Below are 15,033 nucleotides of genomic sequence, written 5' to 3'. Positions count from 1 at the left end.
CCGCGACGGTCGGCGGCTTTGTAGCATCGCGTGGCGGCGGTGGCCAAGGCGGGAAGCGGAGGCGAATGTGGCTACGGATTCGGCGGCCAGGCCAGATCAGGGCCGGTTTTGAAGAACGACACGTTGTTGGTGAAGATGTTGACCGGGGCAAGCCGGATCATGCGGCCGTCCGGATGGTCGATCTGCGCCACATTGTCGATGAACCACGCGTTCCAGTCTGCTTGCGGGCCGAGATATTTGTCCAGTAGCCGTTTGAAGCGGTCCGGCGCCATCGGTTCGATCGTGGCGACGCCGCGCAGTCCCAGATGCAGCAGGATGCCGGCATTGCTGTCGAAGTGGACGATTTCCACCGCGCAGCGCGGGTCTCTTTCAAGATGCTTGACCGCACTTGCCTCCGATGAGCCGAGCAGCCAGATCGCACCGTCCTCCCAGATAAACCACATCGGTGCGTTGCGTGGCGCGCCGTCCGCGGTGACGGTCGCCAGATTCGCCATCAGCGGGCGACTTAAAACATCGTCCGGGTCGAAACTTCGCGGCATCGGAAAATCACGTCCTGATGCTTCGGTCACCATGCGTTCGCCTTTGAGTTCACTGCTGGATAGATGGAGTGTTTGGCATTCGCTGACAACGTTGCGCCGACGCAGGACATGGCCTCTTTCCACCCCGGATTGGCCACCGGCATTGACGCACCCATGCGCCACGCTTTAGCACTTCAGTCCCGCAGGCGCGGGGAGGGATTCTTTCACGATGGATTTTGGCGGAGGCGACGAGATTCGCTTCGAACGGTTGGGCAGGGCTGGCGTCGTCACGCTGACGCGGCCGCAGGCCCTCAATGCCGTCACCCATCGCATGGTCCAGGCGCTCGACAAGGCGCTGCGCGCCTGGGAGCGCGATGACGGCGTCGATGTCGTCGTTGTCAAGGCCGAGGGCAGGGCATTTTCGGCCGGCGGAGACATCCTCCACATCTACGAGGCCGGCCGGGCAGGAAAGCTGCCGGTAGAGTTTTTCGCCGACGAATACCGCCTGAACGCCCGCATTAAGCGGTTCAAAAAACCCTATGTCGCGCTGATCGACGGCATCGTCATGGGTGGCGGCGTCGGCATCTCGTTCCACGGCTCGCAGCGGGTGATGACCGAGAACGCTCAGTTCGCCATGCCGGAAGTCGGCATCGGCTTTTTCCCCGATGTCGGCGCCAGCCATCTGTTGCCGGATCTTGGCGGCAGCTTTGGCATGTATCTGGCCCTGACCGGAACCCGCATCCGCTATGGCGACGCGTTGTGGTCGGGTCTCGCCACGCACACCATCAAGGCCGAGGACCAGGCCGGCTTTCTCGACCGGCTGGCAGCGACTGGCGATCCGGAATCGGTGCTGCGCGGTTTTTTTGTCTCCGCCCGACGCGAGACCGATAGGCCTACGCTGGCGGCGATCGCCCAGCATTTTGCGCAAGCCTCGCTCCTTGATATCATCGACAGCCTGGAGCGGGCGGCGGGTGACGACGAATTCGCCGCTAAGACGCTGGCAACGATCCGCACTCGCTCGCCGACCAGCCTGCATGTCGCCTGGCGCCAGATCAGCGCCGGCCTGACGCTGTCGATGGACGAATGCATGAAGATGGAATTCCGCATCCTCAACCGCATGCTTGCCGGCCGCGATTTCTATGAAGGCATCCGCGCCGCCATCATCGACAAGGGCTCGAAGCCGCATTGGCAGCCGGCCAGCATCGATGCAGTCGGCACTGCCGACATCGATGCCTATTTCGCCCCGCTCGAACGGGAGCTCGAACTGTGAGCGAGGCCGCGTCGAGACGCATCGTGCTGCAGCCCTCCGGCGTCGAAATCATATTCGCCTGGTTCCAGCGCGTCATTGCCGGCTACTGCCTGCTGTTCGGCATTCTCTACTGGATCCGCCTGATCGGCTTCTATCCAGGCCCGCTGTGGCGCTTCGACCTGATGCCGGTGCACTGGCAGGTGGCGGCCGTCGTGCTCGCCGTGTTCTTTCCCTTTGCCGCCGCCGGCCTGTGGATGCTGGCGTCCTGGGGGCCGGTGATCTGGTTCATCTGCGCGGTCACCGAGACCATCATGTATGCAGGATTCCCCGATCTGTTCGGCCACCGGCCGCTGATCATCCTCTCGCACGTTGCGGTGGCGCTGTTCTATGTCGTCTTCCGCGTAGTGATCTGGATGCGCAAGCGCCCGGCGCGGGCCTAAGCTCTGGTTGGCCCGAAACCATTGGCTAAATCTTTAGGTTAATTATCCTTGCTCGGGTGACCGTTCGTTAAGCCTCTTGCGAAACCTATTACCGGTAAGCTCTTGTTAGCCCTAGCGTTTAAGTCGAATTTTATGAGTATTCGATAGTGTCGCGATCAAGGTGAAAAACAAAAAATCACCAGGGCGACAAACGAGAGGCAAAGACAATGATCAATTCGCGTCCGGCGGCGAAGACCGCCAACGTATCCGACGACCGCCGCGAGGCGATCCGTTCGCTGTACATGGAATCGCTGCAGCTGGTGGAGCGTCTGCACCGCCGTCTGCTTGATGTGATCAAGGACGAATTCGACCGCAACGGCCGCTCCGACATCAATGCCATCCAGGCGCTGCTGCTGTTCAACATCGGCAATTCCGAGCTGACCGCCGGCGAACTGCGCTCGCGTGGCTATTATCTCGGCTCGAACGTCTCCTACAATCTGAAGAAGCTCGTCGATCTCGGCTTCATCAACCACCAGCGCTCGCGCATCGACCGTCGTTCGGTCCGCGTTTCACTGACGCCGAAAGGCAATGAGGTGGCGGAAGTCGTCGCCGGTCTCTATGAGCGCCATGTCGGCTCGATCGAGCAGGTCGGCGGCATCAACAGCGAAGAGTTCCAGCAGATGAACCGCGCTTTGCAGCGGCTCGACCGCTTCTGGAACGACACCATCGCCTATCGGATGTAAGGCGCATCCCTGGCATCAGGATCGGAGCCGCGCCAAAAAGAAGCGCGGCCGGGGAAGAAGGAAATCAAGGACCGGCGCCGGGGGGCACCGGTCCTTTTTCTTTTCGTGGTCTGGAAACCTCGCCCAAAGCTCAGCCGCCTCGTCGGCAGCATCCTTGGCAGTTTTGCGGCAACGGTGCTTAATTGTCTCGGCCTGGAGGGAACGCATGATGGACCTGGGAAAACGCTCGACGATTTGCTCGCTTGCCGCGGCACTTTTGTTGGTCTCGCAAGCAGCGTTCGCTGAGGAGTGGTGGAAGGATTCCTTTGCCGCGCAAGGCAGCGCCCCATGCGACAACAACGACTCGATCGTCACATTCACCGACAAGGCAGTGGAGATGTGGGAAGTCCGCTGCACATTGCACAAAGTTCAGAAGATCAACCGCATGGACGCGATCATTCTGGACATGAGTTGCACGGACGGCGAGGGCAGCCCCGACACGAGACGGGAGCTGCTGCTCAAACTGGAGGATAACAAGGTCCTGCGCTATCCCCAGAATGAGGTGTTGCAGCGATGCTCGGACTTGAAGGCGCCGCCAGGTCAGGACCCGAAGGGTTAGGCTTCGGGCTGAAGGTGCCGAAAAGCACCGGTGATCGCTTTTCGCCGCTCGGGCCAATCCAAATTCGGGCAACAGCCACGTTGCCGCCATATTCCCGGTGAAAGCGAAGATGCGGGTGATGCTGCAGTGAAGGCCAAGATTTCACAAGGCAGAGTGCTCATCCGGAACTGGCATCGCACCCGTGCGTTTCACGCCTAAGTGATGCAAGCCATGGTTGGCTAATTGTTAAGATTGCCAATCTTAAAGTGCGGGCGAGATCGCCCGGTGATCCGATTGCTACAAGAATGTCTGGAACGTCCATGAGAACCAGCCGCCGTTTCTTCCTTTCCGGAGCCTCCGCGCTCGCCGTCGCAATGGTTGCAAACAGCGCCAGCGCGCAGGACGTGATCGGTGATATCCTGAAATCCTCGGCCCGCGGCAATTGGGACGACCAGTTCGATGCCCGCGCCTCGGAGGGCGGCAAGGTTGCCTCGACGCTGCCGATCTTCAGCCTGCAGACTGTTGCCTTCACCGAGCAGGCCGTCGCGCAGTATCAGAACATCGTCGCCCAGGGTGGCTGGGTCGAGGTTCCCGCGACCAAGAAGCTGGAGCTCGGCGTCGATGATCCCGACGTGGTGCCGCTGCGCAAGCGGCTGATGATGTCGGGCGACCTGGCGCAGAGCGCCGGCATTTCGACGTCCTTCGATTCCTATGTCGACGCGGCCGTAAAGCGCTTCCAGGCGCGCCACGGCCTGCCTTCCGACGGCTCGATGGGCAAATACACCTACGCGGCAATGAATGTTTCGGCGCAAATCCGGCTTGGCCAGTTGCAGACCAATCTGCAGCGGCTGCGCGAAAAGGCCGGCACGCTGGGCAGCCGCTATGTGCTGGTCGACATTCCGGGCGCCCAGATCGAGGCGGTCGAGAACGACCGCGTTGTGCTGCGCCATACCGCGATCGTAGGCAAGATCGATCGCCAGACGCCGATCGTCAATTCCAAGATCAACGAGATCATCGTCAACCCCTACTGGAATGCGCCGGTCTCGATCGTGCGCAAGGACATCATTCCGCTGATGCGGAAGAACCCCGACTATCTCAAGGACAGCCATATCCGCCTGTTCGCGCCGGATGGCAGCGAAGTCGATCCGATGACGGTCGACTGGTCGACCGATGATGCAGAAAAGTACCGCTTCCGCCAGGATCCGGGTTCCGGCAACGCCATGGCCTCGGTCAAGATCAACTTCCCGAGCCCGGATGGCGTCTATATGCACGACACGCCGCAGCAGAGCCTGTTCGGCAAGATGATGCGTTTCGATTCCTCGGGCTGCGTGCGCGTGCAGAATGTGCGCGACCTCGTCACCTGGATCCTGCGCGACACTCCAGGCTGGGACCGCCAGCATTTCGAGGCGGCGATCAAGACCGGCGAGAACACACCGGTGCAGGTCACCAATCCGGTGCCGGTGCATTTTCTCTATCTCTCGGCCTGGTCGACAGGGCCAGGTGTCGTGCAGCTGCGCGACGACATCTACGGCCTCGATGGGGCCAGCGAACTGCAGATCACCTCAGCGCTCTAAGCGACTGATATTATTTCTGAAAAGGCCGCCGGTATGGCGGCCTTTTGTTTTTCGAATTCCCGGTCGGCGCGTCTGCTTTTTGCCGACTGGACGGATCGGCCTTCTTTGCGCATGGTCGGCAACAACGCGTCTGGAAACGCAGCATGGAAGTCGCCGTCTTCATCCTTGTCGTGCTCGTCTTCGTCGCCGTGTCCGGCGCGCTGGTGCGGCTGGTGCGGGTGCCGCTGCCGGTGCTGCAGATTGCCATCGGCGCCGCGCTTGCCTGGCCGATGCGCGGCCTGCATGTCGAGATCGACCCCGAACTGTTCCTGCTGGTGTTCATTCCACCGTTGCTGTTCAGCGACGCCGCTACCGCGCCGAAGCGCGAACTGGTGGCTCTGCGCGGGCCGATCCTCGACCTTGCCATCGGGCTGGTGTTCTTCACCATCGTCGGTTTCGGCTACGCCTTGCACTGGCTGGTGCCGAGCATCCCGCTTGTCGTCGCTTTCGCGCTCGCCGCGGTGCTGTCGCCGACCGATGCCGTGGCGGTGTCCTCGATCGTCGACAGGAATGTGGTGCCGGCGCGGCTGATGCACATTCTGGAAGGCGAGTCGCTGCTCAACGACGCGTCGGGCCTGGTCATGTTCCGCTTCGCCGTGGCGGCAGTGCTCACCGGCAGTTTTTCTTTCGCCGCCGCATCGCTGAGCTTCTTCTATGCCGTGGCGGCCGGCATCCTGGTTGGCGTCGCGGCGTTGTTCGTCGCCGCCAAGACGCTTCAGCTCCTGAACCGCATCGGCGGCGTGCCGGCCGAGGCGCAGGTGCTGGTCATGATTCTGATCCCCTTCATCGCCTATCTCGGCGCCGAACGTGCCGGCGCCTCCGGCATTCTGGCGGCTGTCACCGCTGGTCTGCTCACCGGCGGCTCCGGCATTTTCCGTTACCTCGGCGTCTCGGCGCGCATGCAGACGATGTCGCTGTGGACGACACTGTCCTTCGTCTTTAATGGCGCGCTCTTCATCCTGCTCGGCTTGCAGCTGCCTGATATCATCCGAAAAGTGCCGCCCGAACTCTCGACCCGGCATTGGCTGGTCGAGCCTGTCGCCACGGTACTGATCCTGACGCTGTGCCTGATCGCGTTGCGCTTCCTGTGGATCTGGGTCGGCGATATCGCAGCCGGCATCGCGGCGCGCCTGGGCAAGCGCAAGGCCGAGCCGTTCGGGCTGCGCGTGCGGCTGGCCGGTTCCGTGGCCGGCGTGCGTGGCGCCATTACGCTCGCCGGCATCCTGTCGCTGCCGCTCGCCATGCCGGACGGTTCGCCCTTTCCGGCGCGCGACCTGGTGATCTTCCTCGCCGCCGGCGTCATTATCTGCTGGCTTGTCATCGCCAGCCTGGCCTTGCCGAAGATCGCCCGCGGCCTGGTCGAACCGGGCGAGGATCCGGGCGCCGCCGAGGAGCGCCTGGCTCGCGTTGGCGCGGCCAACGCCGCAATCGCCCGCATCGAGAGCGTCGCCAATGACGGAAGCGAAGGGGAGGAGGCCGGCGCCCGCCTTGCTGTGGCTGACAGCATCGTTGCCGGCTACCGCCGCCGCATCGCCGCCTCCGACGAAGCCGATGAAGCCCGAGCCGAGGCTCGCGAAGCCGGGCGGCTGGAGCTGGAGCTCCGGTTCTCAGCCATCGAGGCCGAGCGCACCGCCGTGCGCGCCATGTTGCGCAGCGGCGAAATCAACGACCATACGGCACAGGCGCTGTTTGCCGAGATCACGCTTACCGAAGCTCTGTTGAAGGGCCGGCAGTCCAGGAAATAGCGACTGCCCGGCTTTGCTGGCGCAAACCGGCCAGCAAATTTCGCGCCGCAAACGTGGCGAGGCCAAAACAACTGTGTTAATGGCGCGGCAATGCATGTCGCCCAAAGGTGCGAAGCGGTTTTGGGCCAATGATATGCAGAGGTAAATTGCCCCGAACCGGAGGATTTCAGGCCATGGCAACAGCAGCGGCAGTGTCGAACAAATTCGAATCCTTCTTCGAAACCACGCTGGAAGATGCCGATCCGGAAATTTTCGGCGCCATCCGCAACGAACTCGGCCGCCAGCGCCACGAGATCGAGCTGATCGCCTCGGAAAACATCGTCTCGCGCGCCGTGCTCGAGGCGCAAGGCTCGATCATGACCAACAAATATGCCGAGGGCTATCCGGGCAAGCGCTACTATGGTGGCTGCCAGTTTGTCGACGTCGCCGAGGAACTCGCCATCGAGCGCGCCAAAAAACTCTTCGGCTGCAACTTCGCCAACGTCCAGCCGAATTCCGGCAGCCAGATGAACCAGGCGGTGTTCCTGGCGCTGCTGCAGCCCGGCGACACTTTCATGGGCCTCGACCTCAATTCCGGTGGGCATCTGACTCACGGGTCGCCGGTCAATATGAGCGGCAAATGGTTCAAGGTCGTTTCCTACGGCGTGCGCAAGGAAGATCACCTGCTCGATATGGACGCGATCGAGAAGACCGCGCATGAGACCAAGCCGAAACTGATCCTGGCCGGCGGCACCGCCTATTCGCGCGTCTGGGACTGGAAGCGTTTCCGCGAGATCGCCGATGCGGTCGGCGCCTATCTGATGGTCGACATGGCCCACATTGCCGGCCTGGTCGCCGGCGGCGTGCATCCGTCGCCGCTGCCGCATGCCCATGTCGTGACCACCACGACCCACAAGTCGCTGCGCGGCCCGCGCGGTGGCATGATCCTGTGCAATGACGAGGATATCGCCAAGAAGATGAACTCGGCCGTTTTCCCCGGCCTGCAGGGCGGCCCGCTGATGCATGTCATCGCCGCCAAGGCGGTGGCCTTCGGCGAGGCGCTGAAGCCGAGCTTCAAGCTCTATGCCGAGAGCGTCGCCGCCAACGCCAAGGCACTGGCTTCGAGCCTCCAGGAAACCGGTCTCGACATCGTCTCCGGCGGCACCGACAACCATCTGATGCTGGTCGATTTGCGCCCCAAGAACGCCACCGGCAAGCGCGCCGAGGCAGCCCTTGGCCGCGCCAACATCACCTGCAACAAGAACGGCATTCCCTTCGATCCGGAAAAGCCCTTCGTCACCTCGGGCGTGCGTCTCGGCACGCCGGCCGGTACGACGCGCGGTTTTGGCCAGGCCGAGTTCCGCGAGATCGGCAAGCTGATCGCCGAAGTGCTGGACGGGCTGAAAGTCGCCAATTCCGACGAGGGCAACGCTGCCGTCGAGGCCGCGGTGAAGGCCAAGGTCGTGGCCTTGACGGATCGTTTCCCGCTCTACCCCTATCTCGGTTGACCTGACGCCGGGCGTCATCTCTTATCCTGCACTCTGCGCCGCTCCTTGATCGGGCGGCGCGGCTTACCGGAGACTTGATGATGCGAACTTACCGTCTAGCCATTCTGGCCCTTTCCGGCGCGCTTGCCGCCCTGTCAGGCGCGGTTGCCCAGGAGCAGGCCCAGCCGAGCACGGATGGTCCGGCCACCAACACCTTTGGCAGGTGGACCACCATCATCGATGCGCTCGACACCGGCCAGGATTCGCACAAGACCTGTGCCGCCTCCACGGCCTTTGTCGATGGCAGCGGCAATGCGGGCACGCTGACGCTTTCGATCTCGACCGGTGATGCGCTGCCGCCCGATGCCTACCCGGCCATCGTGATAACCGTCGGCAACAAGGACCTGCCGACCGGCAAGAAGATCGCGGCGACCTTCGGCGACCCCGGCGTCAAGGTCTCCGCGACGGTCTATTCCAATGACGCCGTCAACGGCCGCCCGAGCTGGACGGTCGACAATCAAGCCAAGACCAGCCTCGCTTTGTTGCGCGCCATGCGCAAAGTCGTCTCGCTCGATGTCGTTTTCGGCAAACAGGCTGTCACCAGTATCCCGATGGACGGCTTCACCAAGGCCTATCGCAATCTCGGCACATCCTGCGGCTTCCCGACCAAGGACGTCGCGCCCTGACGCATCTGGCGGCGCTGGCAATCTTCCTCGCGCCTCGCTATCTCTGAGGCGCGGAAGGCTTTAAGCCTTTCGCCCATCAAGAATCTCGAACCGAAGGCTTTCCATGCGCTGTCCCTACTGCCAGTCCGAAGATACGCAGGTGAAGGATTCGCGCCCCGCCGAGGATGGCGCGGCGATCCGCCGGCGGCGCGTCTGCCCCGATTGCGGCGGCCGCTTCACCACTTTCGAGCGCGTCCAGCTGCGCGACCTCGTGGTGGTCAAGAAGTCGGGACGCAAAGTGCCGTTCGACCGCGACAAGTTGCTGCGCTCGGTCGAGATCGCCGTGCGCAAGCGCAATGTCGATCCCGAGCGCATCGACCGCGCCGTGACCGGCATCGTGCGCCAGCTCGAAAGCTCGGGCGAGACCGAAGTCGCCTCGGGTGAGGTCGGCCGGCTGGTCATGGAGGCGCTGAAGTCACTCGACGACGTCGCCTATGTGCGCTTCGCCTCGGTCTACCGCAATTTCCGCGAGGCGAAGGATTTCCATGACGTGCTGGGCGAGCTCAAGGGCGACGAAGCCAAGGGCGACGAGGACGCCGGCTGAGCATGGCAAGGCCTGACAAAGCCGCGCAAGAGGTTCTTGATCGCCGCTTCATGGCGGCAGCACTCCGGCTGTCGCGCAAAAATGCCGGGCGGACCTCGACCAACCCGTCCGTCGGCACTCTGGTCGTACGCGACGATGGCGCCGGGCCGATGATCGTCGGCACCGGCGTCACCGCTGTCGGCGGCCGGCCGCACGCCGAGACCGAGGCGCTGGCCGAGGCCGGTGAACTGGCGCGTGGCGCCACCGCCTATGTCACGCTGGAACCTTGCGCCCATCACGGCCGCACGCCGCCTTGCGCCAACGCGCTGGTCAATGCCGGCGTGGCGCGGGTGGTCGGGGCGGCGAGCGACCCCGATCCGCGCGTCTCCGGCCAGGGTTATGCCATCCTGCGCGCCGCCGGCGTCGAGGTGGTTGAAAAGGTGCTGGCGGTGGAAGCCGCCGAGCAGATGGCCGGCTACCTGATTCGATCACTCAAGAAACGGCCAGAAGTGATTCTGAAGCTTGCGCTTTCCAGCGACGGCAAGATTGGCGTGGCAGGCGAGGGGCAGGTGTCGATCACCGGCGATATCGCCCGGCGCGAAGTCTATCTGATGCGAGCGGAGGCCGACGGCATATTGGTCGGCATCGGCACGGCTCTGGAGGACGATCCGGCGCTGACCGTGCGGTTGCCGGGACTGGAGAACCGCTCGCCGGCGCGCATCGTGCTCGACCGCCAGATCCGGTTGCCGGAAACGTCGAAGCTGGTCTCCGGCATCGACCGGGTTCCGCTCTATGTCGCCGCGTGCCTGGAGGCCGATCCGCAGCGGCGGGCAACACTCGAACGCTCCGGCGTGCGCTTCATCGGCACCGAAACGCATGAGGGCGGCGTCGCGCTGCCGGAACTGCTCGAGGATCTGGCCGCACTCGGTATGGCCAGTGTCCTGGTTGAGGGCGGTGCCAAGGTTGCCAAGGCTTTCCTCGCCGACGGGCTGGTCGACCGCATCATCCTGTTCCAGGGGCCGGAAGCGATCGGCAAGGGCGGCATTGCATCGCCAATCGACGCCAACCATATCCCGGCAGGATTTCGCAAATTGCGCGACATGCAGTTCGGCGAAGACAGCTATGCCGAGTGGATACGAAACTTCTAGGATCAGCATCGATGTTTACCGGAATTGTCACCGATGTCGGCACCGTCGCTGCCGTGAGGCCGCTGCGGGAAGGGGTCGGCTTGCGCATCGACACCGCTTACGACCCGGACACCATCGCTATCGGCGCCTCGATTTCCTGTGGCGGCGTCTGCCTGACGGTGACGGCACTGCCTGAAAGGGGCGCCAATGCGCGCTGGTTCGAGGTCGAGGCCTGGGAAGAGGCGCTCCGGCTGACGACGGCGATGGGCTGGAAATCCGGCACAAGGATCAATCTGGAGCGGGCGCTGAAGATTGGCGACGAGCTCGGCGGCCACATCGTATCGGGGCATGTTGACGGCATGGCCGAGATCGCGGCGCGCAAGGAGGAGGGCGACGCCGTGCGTTTCACCTTGGACGCGCCGCGTGAGCTGGCAAAGTTCATCGCGCCAAAAGGTTCCGTCGCGCTCGACGGCACCTCGCTCACCGTAAACAAGGTCGAAGGCACGCGCTTCGACGTGCTGTTGATCCACCACTCGCTGACCGTGACCACCTGGGGCGAGCGCAACGTCGGCGACCGCGTCAACCTCGAGATCGACACCATGGCCCGCTACGCGGCGCGGCTGGTCGAGGCGGCGAAAGAGGGGCTTTGATGGCCAAGGACAGGGTAGATTCTGGTTGGAAAGGCAAGCTGACTCACGAGCCAGTGGCTGATGGGGACATCGGCTCGACTATTGAGGAGCGCCAGCATATCGATTTGTCGGCCAGCGACGCTCGCGTCTTCGTTGAGGCCTTGACCGCACCGAGCCCGGTGAACGATCGTCTGCGCGATACCGTGCAACGGTATCGTCAAGCCACCGGCGAATGAGCTGAGTTCGGCAGGTCTCCGGCACCTCCAGCAATCTTCCGCTTGCGATCAAACCGGCTTCGGCCTAAGTCACCGGCTACCCCCGGAGACATCTATGGCTGGCACATCCCAACACGGCAAAGCGTTCATCCGTCCAAAACGGAAGGCGCATCTTCTGATCATCGAGGCGCGTTTTCACGACGATCTCGCCGACGCGCTGCTCGACGGCGCGACAAGCGCGCTCAAGGACGCGGGCGCGACCTATGACGTCGTCACTGTTCCCGGTTCGCTCGAAATCCCCGCCGTGATTTCCTTCGCGCTCGACGGCATGGCCGAAGGCGGCACGAACTATGATGGCTTTGTCGCACTCGGCGCCATCATCCGCGGCGATACCTATCATTTCGACATCGTTGCCAATGAATCCAGCCGGGCGCTGATGGATATCTCCGTGCAAGACTCGGTCTGCATAGGCAACGGCATCCTGACCACCGAGAACGACGAACAGGCCTGGACGCGGGCGAAGCGTTCGGAAGGCGACAAGGGCGGCTTTGCCGCACGCGCCGCGCTCACCATGATTGCGCTCAAACAGCAGCTGGGAGCCGGATCGTGAGCGAGCCCGCTGCGCCCGGCCAGCCCGCGGTCCGCCACGCCAACAAGCGTGGCGCCGCCCGTCTTGCCGCCGTTCAGGCGCTCTATCAGATGGACGTTGCCGGCAGCGGTGTGATCGAAATCACAGCCGAGTACGAGGCCTTCCGGCTCGGCAAGGAAGTCGACGGCGCGCTCTACCGCGAGGCCGACGCGCAGTGGTTTCGCGCCATCCTCGCCGGCGTCGTCGAGAACCAGAAAAGCATCGATCCGATCATCCGCCAGGCGCTGACCGAGGACTGGCCGCTGTCCAGGCTCGACTCGACGCTGCGCGCCATCTTGCGCGCCGGGGTCTACGAACTGATGAAGCGCGAGGATGTGCCGGTGGCCGTCATCGTTTCGGAATATGTCGATATCGCCAAGGCGTTTTACGAAGACGACGAGCCGAAGCTGGTCAATGCCGTGCTCGATCGCGTGTCGCGCCGGGTGCGCGGCGAGGGGCGCGGCAAGGACGCGGTATGACTGTCGCCGCCGGGGTCGCAAGGGAAGCGCGCCGCACGGCGATCATTCTCGCCACATCGCAGGCGATCATCGGTTCGGCTGCGCCGATCGCCATTTCGATGGGCGGCTTGGCCGGCCAATATCTGCTTGCCGCCGACAAGTCGCTGGCGACCGCGCCGATCACCGGCTTCAATGTCGGCGTGGCGGTCGGTGCGCTGCCGGCAGCAGCCATCATCCGCCAGCTTGGCCAGCGCGGCGGCTTTATGACCGGCACCATCATCACCGCGCTCGGCGGCCTGATCGCCACGCTGGCGCTGTTTCAGGCCAGCTTCTGGCTGTTCGCGTTCAGTCTGGCCGTGATCGGCGTCGGCGGCGCCTTCGTCCAGCAATTCCGCTTTGCGGCCGCCGACAATGCGCCGCCCGAATTCAAGGCGCGCGCCATCTCCTTCGTCCTGGCCGGCGGCATCATCACCGCCATCCTCGGGCCGCAGATCGTCATCTTCACCCGCGAATTGTTTGCGCCGGTGATGTTTGCCGGCTCGTTCGCCGCCATTCTGCCGCTGGCCGCGGTCGGCGCCATCATCCTGTCGTTCCTGCGCATTCCTGCCAAGGCTGCCGGCAAGACGAAGATCGCCGACAGCGACGCGCGGCCGCTGTCCGAGATCGTCACCCGGCCGCGCTTCGTCGCGGCGCTGTTCTGCGCCGTCGGCAGCTACGCGCTGATGAGCTTCGTCATGACCGGCGCGCCGCTGGCCATGGTCGGCTGCGGCCTGTCGACGGACGACGCCACGCTCGGCATTTCCTGGCATGTCATGGCGATGTTCGCGCCAAGTTTCTTCACTGGCTCGCTGATCCATCGCTTCGGCGCCGAACGGATCGTTGCCAGCGGCCTGATGCTTTTGATCGGCTGCGCTGCGGTGGCTTTGTCGGGCCTGCATCTGTGGCAGTTCTGGACGGCGCTGATCCTGCTCGGCCTCGGCTGGAATTTCGCTTTCATCGGCGCAACCGCCATGGTTGCCGACAGCTACCACCCTTCCGAAAAGAGCAAGGTCCAGGGCTTTCACGACTTCGTCCTGTTCGGCTCCGTCGCCTTCGCGTCGCTGATGTCGGGCATGATCTACAATGCCTGGGGCTGGGAGATGCTGAACTGGATCATCTTCCCGGTGACGGCGCTGTGTTTCGTCGCGCTGGGAACACTGAAGATCACTGGCTTGCGCCAACCCAGCTGACATCACGCTGTCGGGACTGGCCAAGCCGGATACGCCACTTCCGAACAAAATTATTGCGCTGATCGCTGATCTTATGAAACCGTGTGCCCCGACTGGGCGTTGAAGCCATGCTCATATGCGGCCACCGGATTTCGGTTCACAGCAAGGGATTTTCATAATGTTTTCAATCAAGGCTCTCGCCGGCGCAGCCCTTGCGCTCGGCATCACCGCCGCCTCCGCCAGCGCCCAGGTGGTTGTATCCTCGAAGATCGACACCGAGGGCGGCGTGCTCGGCAACATCATCCAGCTGGTGCTGAACGCCAACAACATAAAGACCACAGACCGCATCCAGCTCGGTGGCACGCCGGTGGTGCGCAAGGCGATCACCGCTGGCGAGATCGACATCTATCCGGAATACACCGGCAATGCCGCCTTCTTCTTCGAAAAGGCCGACGATCCGGTCTGGAAGGATGCCGCGAAAGCCTATGACGCCGCGAAGAAGCTCGACTATGACGCCAACAAGATTGTCTGGCTGTCGCCGTCGCCGGCCAACAACACCTGGGCGATCGCGCTGCGCAAGGAGGTTGCAGACGGCAACAAGCTGGCGACGCTGTCCGATTTCGGCAAATACGTCGCGGGCGGCGGCACGGTCGTGCTGGCGGCCTCGGCCGAGTTCGTCAATTCAGCGGCAGCCTTGCCGGCGTTCCAGACCACCTATGGCTTCGCGCTGAAGCCGGAACAGCTGATCACGCTGTCGGGCGGCGACACGGCGGCGACCATTGGCGCGGCGGCAAACCAGACCAATGGCGCCAACGCCGCCATGGTCTACGGCACAGACGGCGGCATCGCGCCGTCCGGTCTGGTCGTGCTCGACGACGACAAGGGCGTGCAGCCGGTCTACCAGCCGGCGCCGATCATCCGCGAGGCGGTGCTGAAGGAGCATCCGGAAATCGAGACGCTGCTGAAGCCGGTCTTCGCCAAGCTCGACCTCGTCACGCTGCAGGAACTCAATGGCCGCGTGCAGGTCGGCGGCGAGCCGGTCAAGGGTGTCGCCGAGGACTTTTTGAAGAAGAACGGGTTTTTGAAGTAGTCAGCTTCAAAAAGTGACGTTGGTGCGAAGCACCCCCCTCTGTCCTGCCGGACATCTCCCCCTCAAGGGGGGAGATTGGCGGTTTCTGCGTCCAGCTTCC

The 15,033-nt window shown here is 63.4% G+C and carries 17 protein-coding genes; 16 read left to right on the top strand and 1 reads right to left on the bottom strand.

The window, feature by feature from the left end:
• Positions 1 to 71 precede the first annotated feature (71 nt).
• On the bottom strand, positions 72 to 701 hold the full coding sequence (locus AC1DXU_RS16105; protein ID WP_477370065.1) for a pyridoxamine 5'-phosphate oxidase family protein: 630 nt from the start codon (positions 699 to 701) through the stop codon (positions 72 to 74).
• Between the two features lie 46 nt (positions 702 to 747).
• On the opposite strand from AC1DXU_RS16105, the gene AC1DXU_RS16100 reads away from it, so the two are divergent.
• From AC1DXU_RS16100 to osmF, 16 genes are all read left to right on the top strand, one after another.
• A complete protein-coding gene (locus AC1DXU_RS16100; RefSeq protein ID WP_477370062.1) occupies positions 748 to 1,788 on the top strand; it encodes an enoyl-CoA hydratase/isomerase family protein in 1,041 nt (346 codons plus the stop codon).
• Positions 1,785 to 2,207, top strand: coding sequence for a DUF6163 family protein (locus AC1DXU_RS16095; protein WP_477317248.1), 423 nt, complete (start codon positions 1,785 to 1,787; stop codon positions 2,205 to 2,207). The genes AC1DXU_RS16100 and AC1DXU_RS16095 overlap by 4 nt, the downstream gene beginning before the upstream one ends.
• A gap of 206 nt (positions 2,208 to 2,413) precedes the next feature.
• A complete protein-coding gene (gene ldtR, locus AC1DXU_RS16090; RefSeq protein WP_477317250.1) occupies positions 2,414 to 2,929 on the top strand; it encodes a transcriptional regulator LdtR in 516 nt (171 codons plus the stop codon).
• Positions 2,930 to 3,134: 205 nt separating this feature from the next.
• Positions 3,135 to 3,527 (top strand): hypothetical protein, encoded by a 393-nt coding sequence (locus tag AC1DXU_RS16085; protein ID WP_477370059.1) that lies wholly within the window; start codon positions 3,135 to 3,137, stop codon positions 3,525 to 3,527.
• Between the two features lie 299 nt (positions 3,528 to 3,826).
• Complete coding sequence (locus tag AC1DXU_RS16080; protein WP_477370056.1) at positions 3,827 to 5,080, top strand: L,D-transpeptidase family protein; 1,254 nt, start codon at positions 3,827 to 3,829, stop codon at positions 5,078 to 5,080.
• Between the two features lie 143 nt (positions 5,081 to 5,223).
• Entirely contained in the window at positions 5,224 to 6,864 is a 1,641-nt protein-coding gene (locus tag AC1DXU_RS16075) for a Na+/H+ antiporter (RefSeq protein WP_477370053.1), read from the top strand.
• A gap of 173 nt (positions 6,865 to 7,037) precedes the next feature.
• Positions 7,038 to 8,351: a serine hydroxymethyltransferase gene (glyA, locus tag AC1DXU_RS16070; RefSeq protein ID WP_477370051.1), complete on the top strand. Its 1,314-nt coding sequence runs from the start codon at positions 7,038 to 7,040 to the stop codon at positions 8,349 to 8,351.
• An 80-nt stretch (positions 8,352 to 8,431) separates the two neighbouring features.
• Positions 8,432 to 9,016, top strand: a complete 585-nt coding sequence (locus AC1DXU_RS16065; RefSeq protein ID WP_477370375.1) for a hypothetical protein — start codon at positions 8,432 to 8,434, stop codon at positions 9,014 to 9,016.
• Positions 9,017 to 9,119: 103 nt separating this feature from the next.
• Positions 9,120 to 9,599, top strand: coding sequence for a transcriptional regulator NrdR (gene nrdR, locus AC1DXU_RS16060; protein ID WP_477370048.1), 480 nt, complete (start codon positions 9,120 to 9,122; stop codon positions 9,597 to 9,599).
• Positions 9,600 to 9,601: 2 nt separating this feature from the next.
• Positions 9,602 to 10,726 carry a bifunctional diaminohydroxyphosphoribosylaminopyrimidine deaminase/5-amino-6-(5-phosphoribosylamino)uracil reductase RibD gene (gene ribD, locus AC1DXU_RS16055; protein ID WP_477370045.1) on the top strand — a complete coding sequence of 375 codons (1,125 nt, stop codon included), beginning with the start codon at positions 9,602 to 9,604 and terminating at the stop codon, positions 10,724 to 10,726.
• 11 nt (positions 10,727 to 10,737) lie between these two features.
• Complete coding sequence (locus AC1DXU_RS16050; protein WP_477370041.1) at positions 10,738 to 11,355, top strand: riboflavin synthase; 618 nt, start codon at positions 10,738 to 10,740, stop codon at positions 11,353 to 11,355.
• Positions 11,355 to 11,570, top strand: a complete 216-nt coding sequence (locus tag AC1DXU_RS16045) for a type II toxin -antitoxin system TacA 1-like antitoxin (RefSeq protein WP_477370038.1) — start codon at positions 11,355 to 11,357, stop codon at positions 11,568 to 11,570. Before AC1DXU_RS16050 ends, AC1DXU_RS16045 begins: the two co-directional genes overlap by 1 nt.
• Before the next feature lie 94 nt (positions 11,571 to 11,664).
• A complete protein-coding gene (gene ribH / locus AC1DXU_RS16040; RefSeq protein ID WP_477370035.1) occupies positions 11,665 to 12,159 on the top strand; it encodes a 6,7-dimethyl-8-ribityllumazine synthase in 495 nt (164 codons plus the stop codon).
• The gene (nusB, locus tag AC1DXU_RS16035; protein WP_477370033.1) at positions 12,156 to 12,656 is read left to right on the top strand and encodes a transcription antitermination factor NusB; all 501 of its coding nucleotides are present in this window, start codon (positions 12,156 to 12,158) and stop codon (positions 12,654 to 12,656) included. Before ribH ends, nusB begins: the two co-directional genes overlap by 4 nt.
• Entirely contained in the window at positions 12,653 to 13,864 is a 1,212-nt protein-coding gene (locus tag AC1DXU_RS16030; RefSeq protein ID WP_477370030.1) for an MFS transporter, read from the top strand. The genes nusB and AC1DXU_RS16030 overlap by 4 nt, the downstream gene beginning before the upstream one ends.
• 157 nt (positions 13,865 to 14,021) lie before the next feature.
• Positions 14,022 to 14,933 carry a glycine betaine ABC transporter substrate-binding protein OsmF gene (gene osmF / locus AC1DXU_RS16025; RefSeq protein ID WP_477370027.1) on the top strand — a complete coding sequence of 304 codons (912 nt, stop codon included), beginning with the start codon at positions 14,022 to 14,024 and terminating at the stop codon, positions 14,931 to 14,933.
• Positions 14,934 to 15,033: the final 100 nt, after the last annotated feature.

This window comes from Mesorhizobium sp. P3_A10 (assembly GCF_056403175.1).
Note: the sequence above shows the minus strand (reverse complement) of the source record. Positions and strands in the feature narration are given on the sequence as shown.